The sequence below is a fragment of the Conyzicola sp. genome, from assembly GCF_057073975.1.
On sequence record NZ_JBXMIS010000096.1, the window covers coordinates 1 to 19,989 of the forward strand.

General features: G+C 67.5%; 18 protein-coding genes. 13 read left to right on the forward strand and 5 right to left on the reverse strand.

Translation table 11 applies throughout. The annotated features are described in order from the left end of the window. The first annotated feature begins 150 nt into the window (after positions 1 to 150). The 7 genes from AC14A7_RS08555 to AC14A7_RS08585 all read left to right on the forward strand — a co-directional run bounded on the left by AC14A7_RS08555 (position 151) and on the right by AC14A7_RS08585 (position 8,791). Complete coding sequence (locus AC14A7_RS08555) at positions 151 to 1,080, forward strand: ABC transporter permease (protein ID WP_484008132.1); 930 nt, start codon at positions 151 to 153, stop codon at positions 1,078 to 1,080. Further along, positions 1,070 to 2,020 (forward strand): ABC transporter permease, encoded by a 951-nt coding sequence (locus tag AC14A7_RS08560; protein WP_484008134.1) that lies wholly within the window; start codon positions 1,070 to 1,072, stop codon positions 2,018 to 2,020. Before AC14A7_RS08555 ends, AC14A7_RS08560 begins: the two co-directional genes overlap by 11 nt. Beyond that, positions 2,017 to 3,744 (forward strand): dipeptide ABC transporter ATP-binding protein, encoded by a 1,728-nt coding sequence (locus AC14A7_RS08565; RefSeq protein ID WP_484008135.1) that lies wholly within the window; start codon positions 2,017 to 2,019, stop codon positions 3,742 to 3,744. Before AC14A7_RS08560 ends, AC14A7_RS08565 begins: the two co-directional genes overlap by 4 nt. A 13-nt stretch (positions 3,745 to 3,757) precedes the next feature. Further along, complete coding sequence (locus AC14A7_RS08570; RefSeq protein WP_484008136.1) at positions 3,758 to 5,575, forward strand: ABC transporter family substrate-binding protein; 1,818 nt, start codon at positions 3,758 to 3,760, stop codon at positions 5,573 to 5,575. Positions 5,576 to 5,718: 143 nt separating this feature from the next. Next, positions 5,719 to 7,638, forward strand: a complete 1,920-nt coding sequence (gene typA, locus AC14A7_RS08575) for a translational GTPase TypA (RefSeq protein ID WP_484008138.1) — start codon at positions 5,719 to 5,721, stop codon at positions 7,636 to 7,638. 170 nt (positions 7,639 to 7,808) lie between these two features. Beyond that, entirely contained in the window at positions 7,809 to 8,318 is a 510-nt protein-coding gene (locus AC14A7_RS08580; RefSeq protein WP_484008139.1) for a hypothetical protein, read from the forward strand. Positions 8,319 to 8,332: 14 nt separating this feature from the next. Then, positions 8,333 to 8,791, forward strand: a complete 459-nt coding sequence (locus tag AC14A7_RS08585) for a hypothetical protein (protein WP_484008141.1) — start codon at positions 8,333 to 8,335, stop codon at positions 8,789 to 8,791. A gap of 7 nt (positions 8,792 to 8,798) precedes the next feature. Here AC14A7_RS08585 and efeB read toward each other — a convergent pair whose 3' ends face one another. Genes efeB through efeU form a run of 3 tightly spaced genes read right to left on the reverse strand, consistent with a single transcriptional unit; the run spans position 8,799 to position 12,084 of the window. Beyond that, positions 8,799 to 10,067 carry an iron uptake transporter deferrochelatase/peroxidase subunit gene (gene efeB, locus AC14A7_RS08590; protein ID WP_484008142.1) on the reverse strand — a complete coding sequence of 423 codons (1,269 nt, stop codon included), beginning with the start codon at positions 10,065 to 10,067 and terminating at the stop codon, positions 8,799 to 8,801. Then, positions 10,064 to 11,233 (reverse strand): iron uptake system protein EfeO, encoded by a 1,170-nt coding sequence (efeO, locus tag AC14A7_RS08595; RefSeq protein ID WP_484008144.1) that lies wholly within the window; start codon positions 11,231 to 11,233, stop codon positions 10,064 to 10,066. Before efeO ends, efeB begins: the two co-directional genes overlap by 4 nt. Then, positions 11,230 to 12,084, reverse strand: a complete 855-nt coding sequence (gene efeU, locus AC14A7_RS08600; RefSeq protein ID WP_484008145.1) for an iron uptake transporter permease EfeU — start codon at positions 12,082 to 12,084, stop codon at positions 11,230 to 11,232. The genes efeO and efeU overlap by 4 nt, the downstream gene beginning before the upstream one ends. A gap of 158 nt (positions 12,085 to 12,242) precedes the next feature. On the opposite strand from efeU, the gene fdxA reads away from it, so the two are divergent. The 3 genes from fdxA to AC14A7_RS08615 all read left to right on the forward strand — a co-directional run bounded on the left by fdxA (position 12,243) and on the right by AC14A7_RS08615 (position 15,016). After that, on the forward strand, positions 12,243 to 12,569 hold the full coding sequence (gene fdxA, locus AC14A7_RS08605) for a ferredoxin (protein WP_484008146.1): 327 nt from the start codon (positions 12,243 to 12,245) through the stop codon (positions 12,567 to 12,569). 1 nt (position 12,570) lies between these two features. Continuing rightward, on the forward strand, positions 12,571 to 13,659 hold the full coding sequence (dapC, locus tag AC14A7_RS08610; protein WP_484008147.1) for a succinyldiaminopimelate transaminase: 1,089 nt from the start codon (positions 12,571 to 12,573) through the stop codon (positions 13,657 to 13,659). A gap of 61 nt (positions 13,660 to 13,720) precedes the next feature. After that, the gene (locus tag AC14A7_RS08615) at positions 13,721 to 15,016 is read left to right on the forward strand and encodes a citrate synthase (RefSeq protein WP_484008149.1); all 1,296 of its coding nucleotides are present in this window, start codon (positions 13,721 to 13,723) and stop codon (positions 15,014 to 15,016) included. A gap of 159 nt (positions 15,017 to 15,175) precedes the next feature. Here AC14A7_RS08615 and AC14A7_RS08620 read toward each other — a convergent pair whose 3' ends face one another. After that, positions 15,176 to 16,045, reverse strand: coding sequence for a DUF559 domain-containing protein (locus AC14A7_RS08620; RefSeq protein ID WP_484008150.1), 870 nt, complete (start codon positions 16,043 to 16,045; stop codon positions 15,176 to 15,178). Positions 16,046 to 16,227: 182 nt separating this feature from the next. After that, positions 16,228 to 17,160, reverse strand: coding sequence for a 2,3,4,5-tetrahydropyridine-2,6-dicarboxylate N-succinyltransferase (gene dapD, locus AC14A7_RS08625; protein ID WP_484008151.1), 933 nt, complete (start codon positions 17,158 to 17,160; stop codon positions 16,228 to 16,230). Positions 17,161 to 17,192: 32 nt separating this feature from the next. Between dapD and dapE the strand changes: the two genes are divergently transcribed. The 3 genes from dapE (at position 17,193) to AC14A7_RS08640 (ending at position 19,964) form a co-directional block, all read left to right on the forward strand. Further along, positions 17,193 to 18,263 (forward strand): succinyl-diaminopimelate desuccinylase, encoded by a 1,071-nt coding sequence (dapE, locus tag AC14A7_RS08630; RefSeq protein WP_484008152.1) that lies wholly within the window; start codon positions 17,193 to 17,195, stop codon positions 18,261 to 18,263. Continuing rightward, on the forward strand, positions 18,239 to 19,726 hold the full coding sequence (locus AC14A7_RS08635) for a hypothetical protein (protein ID WP_484008154.1): 1,488 nt from the start codon (positions 18,239 to 18,241) through the stop codon (positions 19,724 to 19,726). Before dapE ends, AC14A7_RS08635 begins: the two co-directional genes overlap by 25 nt. Before the next feature lie 64 nt (positions 19,727 to 19,790). After that, on the forward strand, positions 19,791 to 19,964 hold the full coding sequence (locus AC14A7_RS08640; protein WP_484008155.1) for a DUF3117 domain-containing protein: 174 nt from the start codon (positions 19,791 to 19,793) through the stop codon (positions 19,962 to 19,964). The last annotated feature ends 25 nt before the right edge of the window (positions 19,965 to 19,989 follow it).

Below are 19,989 nucleotides of genomic sequence, written 5' to 3' on the forward strand. Positions count from 1 at the left end.
CCCCCCCCCCCCCCCCCCCCCCCCCCCCCCCCCCCCCCCCCCCCCCGACTGCCGACAACCGCGAGTAGCATGTGCTCGCGGAGCAATGGTGATCTGTAGACAGGTAAATACCCCCATGTTCAGTCCTTCCCGAGTGGTGCCGGTGCCAGCGTGATCCGGTACATCCTCTTTCGCCTGCTTCAGGCCATCCCCGTCTTCTTCGGCACAACACTGCTGATCTACTTCATGGTCTTCGCCCTCCCGGGCGACCCGATCATCGGGCTCTTCGGCGAGAAGACCCCGAACCCCGCGCTCCTCGAGCGGGTGCGCGAGCAGTACCACCTCGACGACCCGTTCTTCGTGCAGTACTTCCACTACGTCGCTGGCATCTTCCAGGGTGACTTCGGCACCTCGTTCTCTGGCCAGCCGGTGTCGGACATCCTCATCCGCACGTTCCCGATCACCCTTCGGCTCGCTGTGCTCGCCGTGCTCATCGAGCTCGTGTTCGGCATCGCCGTCGGCCTCATCAGCGGTCTGAGAAAGGGCGGCATCTTCGATGCGAGCGCCCTCGTCGTCAGTCTCGTGCTCATCTCGCTGCCGATCTTCGTCATCGCCTTCGTCGCCCAGTACTTCCTCGGGATCGAGCTGGAGCTGTTCAGACCAACGGTCGGGCAGGGGGCACCCATTCAAGACCTGATACTGCCGGCGATCGTGCTGGCGAGTATCAACTTCGCGGTGGTCGTTCGCCTGACCCGCTCCTCGGTCATCGAGACCACCGGCCTCGACTTCGTGCGCACCGCCTACGGCAAGGGCCTCTCGCGCAACCGCGTGATCCCCGTGCACATCCTGCGCAACTCGCTCATCCCGGTGGTGACGAGCCTCGGCGCCGACTTCGGCATCCTCATCGTCGGAGCGACGGTGACAGAGGGAATCTTCAACGTCGGCGGTGTCGGCAGCACGCTCTACCGGGCGATCATCACCCACCAGGGACCAACGGTGGTCTCCTTCGTGACGGTCATGGTCATCCTGTACCTCATCGTCAACATCCTCATCGACTTGCTCTACGCCGTGCTCGACCCAAGGATCCGCTATGTCAAGTAAGAATCGACCCTCGACGAAGGAGCACTACGTTGCCCCGTTCGAGGAGGCGGAGCTCGGCGCGGTCGACTCGGTGCGCGCCGAGGGCAAGCCGACCAACCTCTACCTCGATGCGTGGCGCGACATGCGCCGTCGGCCGATGTTCTACATCTCTGCGTCGCTCATCCTGCTCATCATCACCGCGGCCTTGTTCCCGGGGCTGTTCACGGCGGAGGACCCAACGCTCGGCCTGCTGGAGCGCAGCGTCGGAGGACCGATCCCCGGCCACCCGCTCGGCTTCACGAAGCAGGGCTACGACATCTTCGCCCGCATCGTTCACGGTGCCTCCACGTCGCTGACCGTCGGCTTCCTTGTCACGGTGCTCGTCGCCGCGCTCGGCATCGTGTTCGGAGCCCTGGCGGGCTTCTACGGCGGGTGGCTCGACTCTGTGCTCTCACGGGCTGGCGACATCTTCTTCGCGATTCCCTACATCCTCGCGGCCGTCGTCATCATGTCGGCGTTCTCGGCCCAGCGGAGCGTGTGGATCATGGCGATGGCCATCGGCTTGTTCTCCTGGCCGTCGACCGCCCGCATCCTCCGGGCTCAGGTGCTGAGGGTGAAGGAGGCGGATTTCGTCATGGCCTCGACCGCCATCGGCATCTCGCGCTTCAAGATCCTCATGTCGCACGTGCTGCCGAACTCGATCGCCCCCGTCATCGTCGTCACGACGATCTCGCTCGGCGCGGCGATCACGGCGGAGGCGACGCTGTCGTTCCTCGGACTCGGCATTCCCAACACGATCTCGTGGGGCGGCGACATCAGCGACGCCCAGAGCCTGCTCCGCACTCATCCAGAAGTGCTTATCTACCCGTCCATCGCGCTGTCCGTGACTGTGCTGAGCTTCATCATGCTCGGCGAGGTCGTGCGCGATGCACTCGACCCGAAGGCGAGGGCCTCACGATGAGCGACCCAACTCAGCCCCTGCTCGAGGTGACCGACCTTCAGGTCGGCTTCCGCTCCAACCGCGAGGTCGTGCCCGCCGTGCGCGGCGTGAGCTTCAGCGTCATGCCGGGCGAGACGCTCGCCATTGTCGGCGAGTCAGGCTCCGGCAAGTCGACGACCGCGCACGCCATCATCAACCTGCTGCCGGGCAACGGCTCGGTCACCGGTGGATCGGTGAAGTTCGAGGGGCGTGAGCTCACCACGCTCAAGCGCGCAGAGATCGAGTCGATCCGCGGCCGCCTCATCGGCCTCGTTCCCCAGGACCCGATGTCGAACCTCAACCCGGTGTGGAGCGTCGGCTTCCAGGTCGAGGAGGCGATTCGCGCCAACGGCATTGCCAGCGACCGCCGCGAGGTTCGCCGACGCGCCATCGAGGTGCTGCGGGAGGCAGGACTGCAGGATGCCGACCAGCGCCTGCATCAGTTCCCCCACCAGTTCAGCGGTGGCATGCGCCAGCGCGTGCTCATCGGCATCGGCCTCTCTGCCAACCCGAAGCTGCTCATCGCCGACGAGCCGACCTCCGCGCTCGACGTGACCGTGCAGCGGCGCATCCTCGACCACCTCGAGACCCTCACCAGCCAGAGCAACACCGCTCTGATCTTCATCACCCACGACCTCGGCCTCGCCGCGGAGCGTGCGGAGAACATCATGGTGATGTACCGGGGCAAGGTCGTGGAGTCCGGTCCGGCGGCAGAGATCCTCGCGCGCCCACGCCACCCGTACACGCAGCGCCTCGTTGCGGCGGCTCCCAGCCTTGCCTCGCGCCGAATCCAGTCGCAGGTGCACGCTCAGTCGCCGCTGGAGAGCGGCATCGCCGACACGGTCGTCAAGGCCGGAGTCGACCTCGTGGCCGCGGCAGAGACGCGGGCAGAGGCCAAGGCGGCAATTGCGACCGACGAGGTCGCCATCCGCTTCGAGAACGTTCGCAAGCTGTACAAGATCCGTCAGGGCAACTTCGGCTCGCGGCAGTTCGCCGCGGTCGACGATGTGAGCTTCGAGGTCAAGAAGGGAACGACGCTCGCGCTCGTCGGCGAGTCGGGATCCGGAAAGTCCACCGTTGCCAAGCTGCTGCTGCGCCTAGAAGACAAGTCGTCTGGCTCGATCTTCATCGACGGCGCCGACACCGCCGACATGTCGAGCAGGCAGCTGTTCGAGCTGCGCCGCACGATGCAGCCGGTGTTCCAAGACCCATACGGCTCCCTCGACCCGCTGCGCAACATCGGCAACACCATCGGCGAGCCTCTCATCACCCACCGCATCGGCGACCGCGCGAGCCGCAAGCAGCGCGTGCTCGAGCTGCTCGACCAGGTGTCCCTGCCCCGATCGGTGTTCACCCGGTACCCGAACGAGCTCTCTGGCGGTCAGCGCCAGCGCGTGGCGATCGCGCGGGCGCTCGCGCTCAAGCCGGAGATCGTGGTGCTCGACGAGGCCGTGTCGGCGCTCGACGTGCTCGTGCAGGCGCAGATCCTCAACCTGCTCGCCGACCTGCAGGCGGAGCTTGGGCTCACCTACCTGTTCATCACGCACGACCTCGCGGTCGTGCGGGTGATCGCCGACAACGTCTGCGTCATGCAGCAGGGCAAGGTCGTGGAGGCCTCGTCGGTTGACGACGTCTTCGACAATCCGAAGATGGAGTACACCCGCGAGCTGCTTGCCGCGATCCCGGGAGCGCGTGCAGCGGTCTGAGGCCCGATCCGGGATGGTGCAAAGAGCGCGACGACGGGGAGCGGCCGCGATTGCCGCGGTGCTCGCCGTCGGCGCGCTCACCGCGTGCACAGAGCAGAGCCTCGTCGTTGACGGCAGCAGCGTCGCAATCGCGAGCGCGCAGGCCGTGACCTCGCTCAACGACCGCACGACGTTCGGCAACACCCCGGCGAACGCCGCCGTGGTGGCGGCCACCGGCTCGGGCTTCTCGTACTACTCGGCCGATCGCGAGCTCGTGCGGGATGAGTCGTTCGGCCACTACGAGGTCGTCTCGCAGCAGCCGTTCTCCGTGCAGTACACGGTCGCGGAGGGCGTGACCTGGTCGGATGGCGTTGCCGTCGACGCGGCAGACCTGCTCCTGTCGTGGGCGGCGAACTCCGGTGCGTTCACGACGGAGGGCTTCCAGCCCAGCCGCTTCGTCGACCGGGCGACCGGGCAGTTCACCGAGTTTCCCGATGGCGCGGTCTACTTCGACGGCGCTCATCGCTCCGGGCTCCAGCACGTGTCCGGGGTGCCAGAGCTCGGCGACGACGGCCGCTCGATCACGCTCACCTACGACGAGTACTTCCCCGACTGGGAGCTCGCCTTCACGGTCGGGCTGCCGGCGCACGTGGTCGTCGAGCAGTCGCAGACGGTGCGGGGCACCGACGAGGAGCCGAAGCACGTGAAGGCCAAGCGACTGCTCATCGAGGCAGTGCAGGATGCCGACGCGGCATCCCTCGCCCCGATCGCCGAGACCTGGAACTCCGCATTCAACCTCGCCGACGGACGCCTCGACGCCGACCTGCTCGTCTCGAACGGCCCGTACGTCATCACGGCGGTCGACGCGGATGCCGTCACCCTCGCCGCGAACACCGGCTACACCGGGCAGCGCCAGCCTCGCTTCGAGACCGTGGTCATCCGCACGATCACCGACCCGCTCGAGGCCGTCGCCGCCCTCCGCGACGGCGAGGTCGACGTGATCGCGCCGACCCCCACGCCCGACGTCGTCAGTGCGCTCGCCCAGCTGGCGGATGTCGAGGTCACCATCGGCGAGAGCGGCCAGTTCGAGCACCTCGACCTGCAGTTCTCGCGCAGCCGAAGTGGAGCGCTCGACGATCCGCTCGTGCGCGAGGCGTTCCTTCGCCTCGTGCCGCGTCAGCAGATCCTCGACGAGCTCGTGGCGCCGGTGGCACCCGACGCCCGGGTGCGCGACTCCTTTGTCTTCTCGCCGGGCACGGAGTCATACGAGAAGGCGCTGGAGTCGTCGGCCGCGAGGGAGTTCGCGCGGGTCGATGTGGCGGGAGCGAAGCGGCTGCTCGACACGGCGGGTGTCGCCTCACCGGAGGTGTGCATCCTGTTCGATCCGGCGAATCCCCGCCGGGTGGCGGAGTTCAGGCTGATCCAGGAGAGCGCGGCTCGCGGCGGCTTCGTCGTCACCGACTGCTCCACGCCCGACTGGGAGGAGTTCCTCGGGGTCACCGGCGCCTACGACGCCGCCCTGTTCGCCTGGAACGAGTCGACCGCCGCGATCTCCGGCCCGGCTGCCCGCCTGGCCAGTGGATCACCCACGAGCAACTTCTCGCACTACGCGAGCGAGGAGGTCGACCTGCTGCTCGCCGAACTCGCGGTCGAGCCCGACCCCGCGGAGCGCGATGCGCTGCTGGCCGAGATCGACGCCGCACTGTGGGATGACGCCTACGGGGTGCCGCTCTACCAGTTCCCCTCGCTCGTCGCAGTGCGCGACGGCGTGGCGAATGTCGAGCCCTCGCCGCTGTCGCCAGGGCTCACGTGGAACCTCTGGGAGTGGCAACCGGCCGAGAAGGCCACTTAAACGGCCTCTCGCGGTAGACTTATTCGCGCAGGGCACCACTGTCGTGATCCTGAGCACCCCACAGACCCTCGCGCTATCGCGCGATCCTGTTCGCATGCGACCTTCTCGCACGGATGGGCACCCTCACCATCAAGGAATTCACCATGGCCATTGCCACCCGCTCCGACCTGCGCAACGTCGCAATCGTCGCCCACGTCGACCACGGCAAGACGACCCTCGTCGACGCCATGCTGCGCCAGACCAACTCGTTCGACGCCCACGCGCACCTCGAGGACCGCGCGATGGACTCCAACGAGCTCGAGCGCGAAAAGGGCATCACGATCCTCGCGAAGAACACCGCGGTGCTCTACAACGGCAAGCACGCCGAGGCGACCCACGCTGGCGGCAACATCACCATCAACGTGATCGACACCCCCGGCCACGCCGACTTCGGCGGTGAGGTCGAGCGCGGCCTGTCGATGGTCGACGGCGTCGTTCTGCTCGTCGACGCCTCCGAGGGCCCGCTGCCGCAGACGCGTTTCGTGCTGCGCAAGGCGCTCGAGGCCAAGCTCCCCGTCATCCTGCTGGTCAACAAGACCGACCGCCCCGACGCGCGCATCGACGAGGTCGTCGCCGAGAGCCAGGACCTCCTGCTCGGTCTCGCGAGCGACATGGCCGACGAGGTGCCAGACCTCGACCTCGACGCCATCCTCGACGTTCCCGTCGTCTACGCCTCCGGCCGCAACGGCGCCGCGAGCTGGAACAAGCCGGCGAACGGCACCCTTCCAGACAACGACGACCTCGAGCCGCTATTCGACGCGATCCTCAAGCACATCCCGGCGCCGACCTATGACGACGCCCACCCGCTGCAGGCCTGGGTCACCAACCTCGACTCCTCGCCGTTCCTCGGCCGTCTCGCACTGCTGCGCGTCTTCAACGGGACGATCAAGAAGGGCCAGACGGTCGCATGGGTCAAGCACGACGGCTCCGTCGCCAACGTGCGCGTCACCGAGCTCATGATCACCAAGGCGCTCGACCGCTACCCGACAGAGTCGGCTGGCCCCGGTGACATCGTCGCCGTCGCCGGCTTCGAGGACATCACCATCGGTGAGACCCTCGCCGACCCGACCGACGTTCGCCCACTGCCGACCATCACGGTCGACGACCCGGCGATCTCGATGACCATCGGTACCAACACGAGCCCGATGATCGGCAAGGTCAAGGGCCACAAGCTCACCGCCCGCATGGTCAAGGACCGCCTCGACCGCGAGCTCATCGGTAACGTCTCGATCAAGCTCGTCGACATCGGCCGCCCCGACGCGTGGGAGGTTCAGGGCCGTGGAGAGCTCGCGCTCGCCATCCTCGTCGAGCAGATGCGCCGCGAGGGCTTCGAGCTCACCGTCGGCAAGCCGCAGGTTGTCACCAAGAAGGTCGACGGCAAGCTGCACGAGCCGTTCGAGCACCTGACGATCGATGCGCCAGAGGAGCACCTCGGCGCCATCACGCAGCTGCTCGCCGCCCGCAAGGGCCGCATGGAGGGCATGTCGAACCACGGCACCGGCTGGGTTCGCATGGAGTTCATCGTTCCCTCGCGTGGCCTCATCGGCTTCCGCACCGAGTTCCTCACCATCACGCGCGGCTCCGGCATCGCCAACGCCGTCGCGCACGGCTACGAGGCGTGGGCCGGTTCCATCGAGACCCGCACCAACGGCTCCATCGTCGCCGACCGCGCCGGTGTCGCCACGCCGTTCGCCATGACGGCCCTGCAGGAGCGCATGTCGTTCTTCGTCGAGCCGACCCAGGAGGTCTACGAGGGCATGGTCGTCGGTGAGAACTCGCGCGCCGATGACATGGACGTGAACATCACCAAGGAGAAGCAGCTCACCAACATGCGCCAGTCGACCTCCGACACCTTCGAGCGCATGACGCCGTCGCGCAAGCTGACGCTCGAGGAGTGCCTCGAGTTCGCCCGCGAGGACGAGTGCGTCGAGGTAACCCCGGAGTTCGTGCGCATCCGCAAGGTCGAGCTCGACGCCAACGCCCGCGCCCGCCGCGCGTCGCAGCTGAAGAAGCAGAACGCCTAGGCAGAGCATCTGAGAAGGCCCGGTTCGCGTCGCGAGCCGGGCCATTCTCGTCTCCGACTATGTCAACCGGGCCGTGGGCGCCGGCCGTCGTGGCTCTAGAGGCAGCGGAATCCCCACTGTCGGCAGTCGCGGCACGGCAATAGGCTGTGCCCGAAGCGATCGGAGCACCCATGACCCCCTTGCGCCCCACCCCCAGTCTCGCCCTCCTCGCCGCCCTCGGCCTCAGTGCGGCTCTCGTGCTCGGCGGCTGTGCGCTGCTGCCGTCGATCCCGATCCCCGGGGGCGGTTCGAGCCAGAACCAGGACGACGACGGCGGCTCCACCAGTGACGGCGACGACTCACTCGAGGACGACCTCGACGACAACCCGTTCATCGAGCAGACGATGCCGGCGACCTTTCCTGCCGACGTTCCCGTGCCAGACCTCGACATCCTGCTCGCTCTCGACCTCGGCACCGGATGGACGATCGGCTACAAGACCGACGACGCGGTCGGCGAGTTCACCGAGTTGGCCGATCGCTATGCAGCGGAGGGCTGGGAGGAGCTCAGCAGGCAGGCCAGCACAGACCAGGCCTTCGCCGCCTACGACTCGGCCGAGTACCAGGTGCAGCTCAACGCTGCCACCGACGACACCGGGTTCGACACGCCGGTGCTTTCCATCACCGTAGTCCGCAAGAACTGACAGAGGAGAAACCCATGCGCACAGCACACCGCACGACCGTTGCCGCCATCGCCATCGCCGCCGCGCTCGTCATGACACCGCTGCTATCCGGCTGCGGCGGCATCGAGGGCATCATCGGCCAGGCGACCGGCGGCGCCATCCAGCCATCGGTCGGCGAGCTGCCCAACGAGTGGCCGAGCGAGGTTCCCGTTGTCGACGGTGAGATCATCGGGGGCAACAAGGCGACTGATCCAGAGAACGAGTCATCGACTCTGTGGACCGCCATCATCGGCCGCAACGACGACGTGGACGCGACGAAGTCCGCCGTCGCCGCCTCCCTCGAGGCTGCCGGATTCGAGGGTGTTGCGACCGAGGGCGCCCCGATCGACGCGCTGCCCTACAAGAACGCGACCTACACGGTGCTCGTCGTCGTCGCTCCAGGGGAGAACGACACCGTCACCGCGACGTACAACGTGACCCAGACCGTCGAGTAGCGACGTCTCAGTCGAACAGGGCCGCTCCGATGGGGTGGCCCTTTCGCGCTCCGGGCGGCACGGCGAAGATGGCAGAGCCGACGTGGCGGAGGTACTCGTTGAGTCCGTCGTTCTTGGCCAGCGCGAGCTGAACAGGAACGAACTGCGTCGCCGGATCCCGCTGGAAGCTGATGAAGAACAGGCCGGCGGTCAGACGCCCGAGCTCGTCGTTGCCGTCGACGAAGTTGTAGCCGCGGCGAAGCATCGCCGCACCACCGTGCTGGCTGGGGTGCGCGAGGCGCACGTGGGCGTTCTCGCCGATGATCGGCTCCCCGCCGCGACCCGCGACGGCGAAGTCGGGAGCCGTGAACTCGCTGCCGCCGCTGAGCGGCGCGCCGTCGCCCTTGGTGCGGCCAACGAGGTTCTCCTGCTCCCGGAGCGACGTGCGGTCCCAGGTCTCGATGGTCATGCGGATCTTGCGTGCGACGAGGTACGAGCCGCCGTGCATCCAGGGCGCGCTCTCGTCGGTGCCAACCCAGACGTGCTCTGCCACGGCATCCGTGTCCTCTGACTTCAGGTTGGCGGTGCCGTCCTTGAAGCCGAAGAGGTTGCGCGGTGTCACCTGGGCGCGGCTGGTCGACGAGGTGCGGCCGAAGCCGAGCTGCGACCAGCGGATCGCGGCGCGCCCGAAAGCGATCCGCGAGAGGTTGCGGATGGCGTGCACGGCCACCTGCGGGTCGTCACTGCACGCCTGGATGCACAGGTCGCCACCGACCTGGTTGGGCAGCAGCGCGTCGCCGGGGAAGTGGGGGAGGTCGATGAGGGCATCCGGGCGGCGGTCGGCGAGACCGAAGCGCTCGTCGAACAGCGAGGGGCCGAAGCCGAAGGTGATGGTGAGCCCTGCCGGTGGCAGGTCGAGTGCCTCGCCGGTGTCGTCGGGCGGCGAGTCGTACGGCCCGTCGGCCGGGCCGAACGGGCCGGCGCTGCTGCCCGCGGTCATGCGCTCTGCCGCATAGCTCCAGTCGGCGAGCAGCTCGCGCAGGTCGTCGCGGCTGATGTCGAGCACATCGAATGCAGCGAAGTGCAGGCGGTCCTGTGCCGGTGTGGTGATGCCCGACTGGTGGTCGCCGAAGAACGGGTAGCTCGCTGCGGCCCCGGAGGTCACTGTCGCGGCATCCGGCACGGCCCGGTCGACCGCGAAGCCGACGCCAGCGCCGATGACGGTCGCCCCGGCGAGCCCGAGCAGCCCCCGCCGCGACAGCCCCGGCTTGTGCTCTGGCGTCACGTCGTCGGTCATATGACCAGTGCGCCGGTCAGCTTCGACAGCGGCTCGGCCAGGGCGTTGACCTGGTCGGAGAAGGCGCGGATCTCGTCATCGGAGAGCTCGGTGTAGAGCACGAAGCCATCGCCGACGCGCTGCTCGTCGAGCAGGGACTGCAGCTGCGCGAACTCGGTGTCGAGCTGGTCGGCGAGGTCGGCATCCTTCTCGATCAGGATGTCGCGCACCCCGTCGTAGAGCACCTTGGCACCGTCGATGTTGGCCTGGAAGTCCCACAGGTCGGTGTGCGACCAGAACTCCTCCTCGCCGGTGACCTTGCCCTCTGCGACCTCGGCGAGGAGGCCGATCGCGCCGTTGGCCTGCTGGTCGAGCGTGAACTCGAGCTGTTGCACGTTGCCGTAGAGAGTGGTGGTGTCTTCGACGAGCTGGGAGGCAAGGGCCTCGCGCTTCTCCTGGCTGTAGGCAGCAAAGCCTGCCTCGGCGTCGGCGGGCCAGAGGTCTTTCTCTATGGCGTGCCAGCCGGTCCACTCCTGGCCCTCTTCGAGGTCGGCCTCGCGCAGGTCCATGCGCGGGTCGAGGTCGCCGAAGCTCTCTGCGACGGTCTCGATGCGCTCCCAGAAGACGCGGGTCGGTGCGTAGAGGGCCCGGGCTGCGTCGTCGTCGCCGGCGATGTAGGCCTCGGCGAACGCCTCGGTGCCGACCACGAGGTTCTCGACCTGGTCTTTCACGTACGACGCGTAGTTCGCGTTGGCTGTCTCGACCTGCTCTGCGACGTCGCCGCCAGAGAGGTCTGCGCCAGAGTCGGTGACGGTGAACGCCGACCTGCCGACGCCGTCGCCGAGCATTCCGGGCTTGCAGACGGTGAAGTACTCGCCCGGCTTGGCGATGACGACGAGGGTGCGCTCGATGCCCGGCCCGATGTTCTCGACCTCGCCGACGATGCGAAGACCGTCGTCGGCCAGAAGGTAGAACTCCGTCACCTCGTCGCCGGAGTTGGCGACGGTGAAGCTCAGGGTGCCGCTGGGGGCCTCGCTGGCGGATACCTCGCACGCCGTAGCCGAGCTATCGACCGTGAGCGCGGTGGCCGATCCTGACTGGGCCGACGGATTGTTCGGCACGCAGGCCGACACACCGAGGAGAACGGCGAGCCCGACGATGGCGGCGGCTGCGGGGCGGATGGTCATGAAGCTCCTTGGGTCTGCACGCTCGGGGCGATGGGGTCAGACGCCGCTGCGTGGCGGCGCACGGAGAGGATGAAGAGGGTGAGCACGGTGCCGACGTACAGGAGCCACGTGACGGCCTCGAGCCAGGTGGTGGCCGGCGAGAAGTTGAAGACGCCCTTGAGCAGGGTTCCGTACCAGCTGTCGGGCGGGATCGCGGCGCTGACGTCGAAGGCGAGGCTGGTGAGGCCTGGCAGAACGCCGGCCTCCTGCAGGTCGTGCACGCCGTAGGCCAACACTCCGCCGGCCACGACGATGAGGAACACCCCGGTGTAGGTGAAGAACTTGCTGAGGTTGATGCGAACAACCCCGCGGTAGATGAGGTAGCCGAGAACGACCGCCACGAGGATGCCGAGCCCAGCTCCGGCGAGCGGCAGCACCGTCGCGCCGCTGGCACGCACCGCGGCCCAGATGAAGAGCGCCGTCTCGATGCCCTCGCGACCGACAGCGAGGAATGCGACGAGCACGAGGCCCCATCCGGCTCCCGCGAGATGGCTGTCGACGTCGTGGCGCAGCTCGCTCGACAGACCGCGGGCGGCCCGCAGCATCCAGAAGATCATCCAGGTCACGAAGGCCGTTGCGACGATGGAGAGGATGCCGCCGATGAGCTCCTTCGCCTCGAACGAGAGGCCGTAGGCGCCGAAGGTCAGGATGGCGCCGGTGGCAAGCGAGATCGCCACGGCGATGCCGACACCGGTCCAGATGCGGGGGAGCACATCGCGGCGGTCGATCTTGATGACATAGGCAATGAGGATGCCGACGACAAGAGCGGCCTCGAGGCCTTCGCGAAGGCCGATGAGAAAGTTAGCGAGCACGCGAGTAGTCCGTGACGGGAGAGGGTTTGGATTGGTAAGGCTATCCTTACCGATTCGACACTAGTGGCCGCGGGTGCCCCGTGTCCAATGCGCGCGGAGCCGCCGTGCCGCTGCGTCTAGAATTGATGCATCCCCCCGCCGAAAGGATGCTCGATCACGTGACATACGTCATCGCCCAGCCCTGTGTCGATCTCAAGGATCGCGCCTGCATCGACGAGTGCCCTGTCGACTGCATCTACGAGGGCGACCGGATGCTGTACATCCACCCCGACGAGTGCGTCGACTGCGGTGCATGCGAGCCGGTGTGCCCGGTCGAGGCCATCTACTACGAAGACGATGTGCCAGACCAGTGGGCCGACTACTACAAGGCCAACGTCGAGTTCTTCTCCGAGCTCGGCTCGCCCGGCGGCGCATCCAAGGTCGGCGTCATCCACAGCGACCACCCGCTCGTCGCGGCTCTACCGCCGCAGGAGGTCGCGCACTAGCGTGCTCGAGCTTCCTGATTTTCCGTGGGACACCCTCGTGCCCTATGCGGAGAAGGCGCGGTCATACCCGAGCGGCATGATCGATCTGTCGGTCGGGTCACCGGTCGACGAGACGCCGTCGGTCGTTCGCGAGGCGCTGGCTGCGGCGACGGACGCCCACTCCTACCCGCAGACGGCCGGCACCCCTGCCCTGCGTGAGGCGATCGTCGAGTGGTACGCCCGACGCCGCGGCGTCGACGACCTGTTGGTTGCGAACGTCATGCCCACCATCGGCTCGAAAGAGCTCATTGCGCTGATGCCGCTGCTGCTCGGGCTCGGGCGTGGTGACACCGTCGTCTTCCCCGCCGTCGCCTACCCCACCTACGCGATCGGCGCTGCCCTGGTCGGCGCAACGGCCTGTGCGTCGGACGACCCGGCCGCGTGGCCGGAGTCCACCCGGCTCATCTGGATCAACTCGCCCGGCAACCCCGACGGCTCGGTGCGCTCGGTCGAGTTCCTGCGTGCCGCCGTCGCGCGTGCTCGTGAGCTCGACGCCGTCGTCGTCAACGACGAGTGCTACGCGGAGTTCGCGTGGGATGCAGAGAGCCCGTCGATCCTCGACCCGCGGGTCATCGAGGGCGAGCGCAATCACGTGCTCTCCGTCTACTCGCTGAGCAAGCAGTCCAACCTCGCCGGCTACCGCGCTGGCTTCGTCGCGGGATGCAGCAATCTCATCGACGAGCTCCTCGCCGCCCGCAAGCACATCGGCCTGATCCCTCCCGCCCCAGTACAGGCGGCGATGATCGCCGCCCTCGGAGACGAGGCCCACGTCGCTCTGCAGCGCGAGCGGTACGCGGCTCGTCGCGGCATCCTTCGCCCCGCGCTCGAGGGTGCGGGGCTCCGCGTCGACCACAGCGAGGCTGGCCTCTACCTCTGGGCGACGCGGAATGAGGACGCGTGGGCGACCGTCGCAGCGCTCGCCGACATCGGCATCCTTGTGGCTCCCGGTTCGTTCTACGGCGCGCAATCAGGGCAGCACGTGCGAATCGCCCTCACCGCGACCGATGCAGCGGTCAGCGAGGCCGCGGCTCGGATTGGCTCCACTCTCTAACGAATCCTCCAGCGGTTTGGGCGATACGTCAGTAGCTTGCGCCAGCGAATAAGCTGTAGGAGTGAACACTTCCTCAGAGCCAGAGAAGGCAAAGCTGCACTTTCCCGGCGGCTCCGCGGAGTTCCCGATCATCCGGGGTGTCGACGGCCGTGACACCATCGACATCTCGACGTTCATGAAGCAGACGGGCTACACGACGCTCGACCAGGGCTTCGTGAACACCGCCTCGACCAAGAGCGCGATCACCTACATCGACGGCGACGCCGGAATCCTGCGCTACCGCGGCTACCCGATCGAGGCCGTCGCAAAGAACTCGACATACCTCGAGGTGGCATGGCTGCTCATCTACGGCGAGCTCCCGACTGCCTCCGAGCTCGAGGAGTTCGACGACAAGATCCGTCGGCACACGCTCCTGCACGAAGACCTCCGTCGTTTCTTCGACGCCCTCCCGCACAATGCGCACCCGATGTCGGTGCTCTCGAGTGCCGTCTCCGCTCTCTCGACCTACTACGAGCACGACCTCAGCGTGCACGACCCAGAGAAGATCGAGCTGTCGATCGTGCGACTGCTGGCCAAGCTGCCGGTGATCGCGGCCTACGCCCACAAGAAGAGCCTCGGTCAGGCCTTCCTCTACCCCGACAACTCCCTGTCGTTCGTCGACAACTTCCTCAAGCTCAACTTCGGCACGATGGCAGAGCCGTACATCGTCGACCCCGTGCTCTCCAAGGCGCTCGACCGCCTGCTCATCCTGCACGAGGACCACGAGCAGAACGCCTCGACCTCCACGGTGCGCCTTGTCGGCTCGACCGAGGCGAACATCTTCGCGTCCATCTCCGCCGGCATCAACGCCCTCTACGGCCCGCTGCACGGCGGCGCCAATGAGGCCGTTCTCAAGATGCTCGGCGAGATCCGTGACTCCGGCGAGGGCGTATCCCGCTTCGTCGAGCGGGTCAAGAACAAGGAGCAGGGCGTTCGCCTCATGGGCTTCGGCCACCGTGTCTACAAGAACTTCGACCCGCGCGCGACCCTGGTCAAGGAGAGCGCCGACGAGGTGCTCGCCGCCCTCGGCATCCAGGACCCCCTGCTCGACATCGCAAAGGAGCTGGAGCAGGCCGCCCTCGCCGACGACTACTTCATCGAGCGCAAGCTCTACCCGAACGTCGATTTCTATACCGGCGTCATCTACAAGGCCATGGGCTTCCCGCAGCGCATGTTCACGCCGCTCTTCGCGATCGGCCGCCTTCCCGGGTGGATCGCCCACTGGCGCGAGATGAACCTCGACCCGGCCACGAAGATCGGCCGCCCGCAGCAGCTCTACATCGGCGCGCCAGAGCGGGAGTGGCCCACCGGGCGCTAGCCCCTTCGGCGCGGCACCCGAATCACCCCTGCTACCTGCCAAATGAAGGCCACTTGAGGCATTCGAGTCGCTGAGTGCACGGCTTTGTGCGGAAGGTCGACGCGGCATCCTGCATTTGGCATGTTGCTGCAGGTGGCAGGTGACAGCCACGGTCATCGATCACTCCCGATGGTCGCCGCGCCCCAGGGCCGCCAGTAGTGCGGCCCGCACCTCATGCCAGCGCTCAAACACTTGTCGATAGCTGAAACGCAGCACCCGGAACCCGAGCGCGCTGAGTCTCGAGTCGCGGCGACGGTCAGACTCGAACTGGTCTGGGTCGGAGTGGTAGGCGAATCCATCAACTTCGACGACGAGCCTCGTGCCGAACACGAAGTCGACGCGACCTACCCCACGAATAGCAACCTGGCTGCGCAGCTGCAGCCCGAGCCGACGACAGCGAAACCGAAAGACCGACTCTGTGATCGACTCCACCTCACCGTCGGCCTCGGCGAGGAGCGCAGCAAGGCGGACAGGAAGTGGATGGATGGCGTTGAGCCATTCCAATCTCGTCACCATGCCGTATCGCATCGCGCAATCCGCGGCTGCCACCACCCGCTCCGGACTCACGCAGACTGCCATCTCAAGCAGGCACTCGAGTGGTGTGCCAATCAGGCGTCGACTTCTGCGCAGCTGACGTCTCCAATGAACGACGGTGGTCTCGCCCGGCGCGGACCGAAGCCGCATCCGCATGTTCGATTCGGTTCGCAGTCGTGCGTCGGTGTGCCGAACCACCACGTGAAGACTTGGCATGCCGCGAACCCAGAGACCGAGGTGCCGCGCCGCGCTCACGCACCCTAGGGAGCCGCCGACCCGTGCGGCGCGCACGAGTTCGTCGTCCGTGCTCGGCAGGCAGTACCAGCCCTGTCTGACGCGGACTATCCGTCCGTGGTGCACAGCGTGGGCGAGCACGGCGCGCGTTGCGCCGCGTGCATACAGCTCGTGGGTCGCGGCTATGCCGCCGAGGACGTTAATCGAATGCCGAAGATCCATCGACGCAGAGTGCAGCGTCGTGGGTGCCCCGCGAGAGCCCGACCGCCTCTCTGTGCACAACGGGCGACAACCAGCCAAATGCAGGAGTGGAGCGTATTTCAGCTCCTGCCGGACATACCAAGTAGCGCGGGCACCTGGAGGTGGCCTTCATTTGGCAGGTAGTGCGAGCGGCGCGGGCAGCCTTACGCGTGCAGCGCCGCGTTGAGCGCGATGCCGTCGCCGGAGCGGGGCAGCACCTCAACGGCCCCGGTGAGCGAGTTGCGGCGGAACAGCAGGTTCGGCACGCCACTGAGAGCGGCGGCCTTGACGGTGTCCGACGTGCCGACCACCGATACCTTGGTGCCGGCCGTCACATACAGCCCGGCCTCGACGACGGTGTCGTCGCCGATCGAGATGCCGATGCCCGAGTTCGCGCCGAGCAGCGCGCGGGCGCCGATCGCGACCTTCTCCGTTCCACCACCCGACAGGGTGCCCATGATCGATGCGCCGCCGCCGATGTCGGCACCGTCGCCGACGACGACGCCCTGCGAGATGCGGCCCTCGACCATCGAGGTGCCGAGGGTTCCCGCGTTGAAGTTCACGAATCCCTCGTGCATGACGGTCGTGCCTGGGGCGAGGTGCGCCCCGAGGCGCACCCGTGACGCGTCGGCAATGCGAACCCGGGATGGCGTGACGTAGTCGAGCAGGCGAGGGAACTTGTCGATGCCGTGCGCTGCGATCCCCTCCCGCTGCAGCGCGATGCGCAGTCGGTCGAAGTCGGCGGGCAGCACCGGGCCGGCGTTGGTCCACGTGACGATCGGCAACTGGCCGAAGATTCCGTCGAGGTTGATGGTGTTCGGCGCGACGAGCAGGTGCGAGAGCAGGTGAAGGCGAAGGTAGGCGTCGCTCGTGGATGCCGGAGCGGCATCCAGGTCGATCTGCACCGTGACGAAATCGAGCGTGACGTTGCGCCGCGGGTCGGAACCGACGAGCTGCTCGAACTCCGCCGGGGCGATGTGCGGGTCGGTGCCGGCCGGCAGCTCTCCGAGGGCGGGGGAGGGGTACCAGGTGTCGAGCACGGTGCCGTCGCCGGCGATGGTGGCGAGGCCGTAGCCCCAGGCGGCGCGAGAAGTCATGCCCCCAGAGTACCGATCGCTAAACTTGCCGCGTGCCCCTTGACCTCGCCGCTGGCTCTGTCGCCCTCACCCGCCAGCTCTGCGACATCGAGTCGGTCTCTGGCAACGAGGCGGCGGTGGCCGATGCGATCGTCGAGGCGCTCGCCACCGCGACGCACCTCGAGGTCATTCGCAACGGCGACGCCATCGTGGCGCGCACAAGCCTCGGCCGGGCCAGGCGCGTCGTGATCGCCGGCCACATCGACACGGTGCCCGTCAACGACAACCTGCCGACGCGGCTCGATGAGCACGGCGTGCTGTGGGGCCGCGGAACCGTCGACATGAAGGCCGGGGTCGCTGTGCAGCTCGTGCTCGCGGCAGAGCTCTCCGAGCCCGACGTCGACCTCACCTGGATCTGGTACGACAACGAGGAGGTCGCCTCCTCGCTGAACGGGCTCGGCCGACTCGCCCGCGAGCGGCCAGACCTGCTCGAGGGGGACTTCGCGATCCTCGGGGAGCCGACGAGCGCGGCGATCGAGGGCGGCTGCAACGGCACGGCCCGCATCGAGGTGCGCACCCACGGCATCCGGGCGCACTCCGCTCGGGCGTGGGTCGGCCACAATGCCATCCACGATCTCGCTCCCGTGCTCGCGACGCTCGCTGCGTACACGCCGGCCGACATCGAGGTCGACGGCCTCGTCTACAAAGAGGGGCTCAACGCCGTCGGCATCTCTGGCGGGGTCGCCGGCAACGTGATTCCCGACGCGGCAGCCGTCGTCATCAACTTTCGCTTTGCTCCGAGCCGTACGGGGGCCGAGGCCATCGCCCACCTCGAGCAGCTCTTCGATGGCTTCGAGGTGGTTGTGACCGACCTTGCCGAGGGCGCGCGCCCCGGGCTCGACGCGCCGCTCGCCCAGGGCTTCGTCGCGGCAGTGGGCGGAGAGGCGAAGCCGAAGTACGGCTGGACCGATGTCGCCCGCTTCTCTGCGCTCGGCATCCCCGCCGTCAACTACGGCCCCGGCGACCCGATTCGCGCTCACGCCGACGACGAGCGCGTCGATGTGGCAGAGATCGAGGCGTGCGAGCGGGGACTGCGGGCATGGCTGGGCAGCGGCTCCATCTAGCCCCAGCGCGGGAGGCGGTCGCGGCGGGTGCCGCGCTCGCGCTCAGCATCGTGGTGGTCGCGCACCTCATCGTCTCTGACCGGGTCGCCTTGCTCTACACCGACGGCGACTCCCTCATCACGACACTGGTGGCGAGGTCGATTGCATCCGGTGAGCCGCAGGACTGGGCGATGTCGTCGGTGCTGTTCATTCCAGAGACCGCGCTCCTCTGGCTGCTCTTGCTGCTCGGACTGCCCGTCATGGCGGCGCTGACCGTCAACGCGGTGATCAACCTGCTCGCGCTCTACGCCGCCATCCGATTCGTCGTCGGCGCTCGCGGTGCCGCGCTCGCCGCCTTCGGGGTCTTCGCCGCAGTCGCCATGCTCGACGCCACCGACTCGCGAGAGAGCCTCGAGCTCGCCTCGCTCATGGCGACGACGACCTACTACTCGTCGACGGTGATCGGCGTGCTCCTCACCGTCGGGCTGCTGCTGCGCCCTCCGGGCTCGCGGGTGCAGCTGGCGGGTATCGCGACGATCGCGCTCGTGTGCACGATCACGAATCCGATCTATCTGGCCTGGGCGGTCGTGCCGCTCGTGCTGCTTCTCGCAGCGGCTGTGCACCTGCCGCTGCGGGCGCGACTTATGGGGGCGGCGGCCCTCGTCGTCGGCAGCGGTCTCGGCCTGCTGCTTCGGCTGCCGCTGGCACCGTGGATCGCCAACACGGGCCTCGGCTATGCGCAGCCGGCCGACTGGCAGGAGTCCATGCAGTACTACGGCGGCCTGGTTGCCGACCGGCTGCAGGATGCCGCAGGGCTGCTCTCGGTCGCCGTGTGGGGCATCCTGATCGTTCTCGGCATCGTGCTCACCGTCGTCGGGATCCGGCGGCGCCAGGCGCGGCTGGCGGCCCTCGCGGCCGTGTCGTGGATGGTGCCCCTCGTCGTCATCCTCGGTGCCGTCGCGCTCGGCACCCATGCCGCCCGCTATCTCCAGCCCGCCGTGTTCCTGCCGGTGCTGGCCATCGCTGCGGCCATCTCGGTGCTCGCGCCGACAGCGCACCGTCTTGTGCTTCCCACGATCGCGGCAGTACTCGCTATGGCGGCGATCATCGCGCTGCCCGGCCTCGTGGTGACGGCATCGCAGCGCTACCCGAACGACGACATCGCCTGCGTCGTGCAGTGGGTCGAGCAGTCTGGCCGGATCGGCGCAGGCCAGTTCTGGACCGTGCGCACACCAAAGGCATACGCGTCTGACCCTGGGCAGCTCGTGCAGGTGGACTTCCGGCTCGGCTCCTACGCGTGGCTGGTCAACCGCAGCGATTTCGCGCCGGGAGCGGTGTCGTTTCTGGTGACCGACGAGCAGTCGGTGCCCTTCGAGCTGCCAGAGGGGATAGCCGACCAGAGCACCGAGTCGATCCGCTGCGGAAGCTACACGATCCTCGACTTCGGGGCGCCGATCGTGCCGCTCGGCGACCAGCACTCCTGACGCGATTTTTTCCCTGTCGCTTCATAGCGGATAATAGTCATGTACCTATGAAAGGGGACTTCTCATGGCAGCCATGAAACCGCGGACCGGTGACGGGCCAATGGAGGCTGTCAAAGAAGGGCGCCTCATCATCGTGCGTGTTCCGCTAGAGGGCGGCGGCCGTCTGGTCGTGTCGGTGAACGACGCCGAGGCCAAGGAGCTTCACGACGCTCTTGAGAACGTCGTAGCAGCCGTCTGAGTTTTTCCTTCGGGCAGGGCTTGCC

What these genes read in the sequence shown, in the direction of transcription:
- AC14A7_RS08565 (WP_484008135.1), top strand. Translation starts at nt 2,017, where the DNA reads ATGAGCGACCCAACTCAGCCCCTGCTCGAGGTGACCGACCTTCAGGTC.
- efeB (WP_484008142.1), bottom strand. Translation starts at nt 10,067, where the DNA reads ATGACCGACGACGTGACGCCAGAGCACAAGCCGGGGCTGTCGCGGCGG.
- AC14A7_RS08560 (WP_484008134.1), top strand. Translation starts at nt 1,070, where the DNA reads ATGTCAAGTAAGAATCGACCCTCGACGAAGGAGCACTACGTTGCCCCG.
- efeO (WP_484008144.1), bottom strand. Translation starts at nt 11,233, where the DNA reads ATGACCATCCGCCCCGCAGCCGCCGCCATCGTCGGGCTCGCCGTTCTC.
- AC14A7_RS08585 (WP_484008141.1), top strand. Translation starts at nt 8,333, where the DNA reads ATGCGCACAGCACACCGCACGACCGTTGCCGCCATCGCCATCGCCGCC.
- AC14A7_RS08580 (WP_484008139.1), top strand. Translation starts at nt 7,809, where the DNA reads ATGACCCCCTTGCGCCCCACCCCCAGTCTCGCCCTCCTCGCCGCCCTC.
- typA (WP_484008138.1), top strand. Translation starts at nt 5,719, where the DNA reads ATGGCCATTGCCACCCGCTCCGACCTGCGCAACGTCGCAATCGTCGCC.
- AC14A7_RS08570 (WP_484008136.1), top strand. Translation starts at nt 3,758, where the DNA reads ATGGTGCAAAGAGCGCGACGACGGGGAGCGGCCGCGATTGCCGCGGTG.
- AC14A7_RS08620 (WP_484008150.1), bottom strand. Translation starts at nt 16,045, where the DNA reads ATGGATCTTCGGCATTCGATTAACGTCCTCGGCGGCATAGCCGCGACC.
- AC14A7_RS08635 (WP_484008154.1), top strand. Translation starts at nt 18,239, where the DNA reads ATGGCTGGGCAGCGGCTCCATCTAGCCCCAGCGCGGGAGGCGGTCGCG.
- dapD (WP_484008151.1), bottom strand. Translation starts at nt 17,160, where the DNA reads ATGACTTCTCGCGCCGCCTGGGGCTACGGCCTCGCCACCATCGCCGGC.
- AC14A7_RS08640 (WP_484008155.1), top strand. Translation starts at nt 19,791, where the DNA reads ATGGCAGCCATGAAACCGCGGACCGGTGACGGGCCAATGGAGGCTGTC.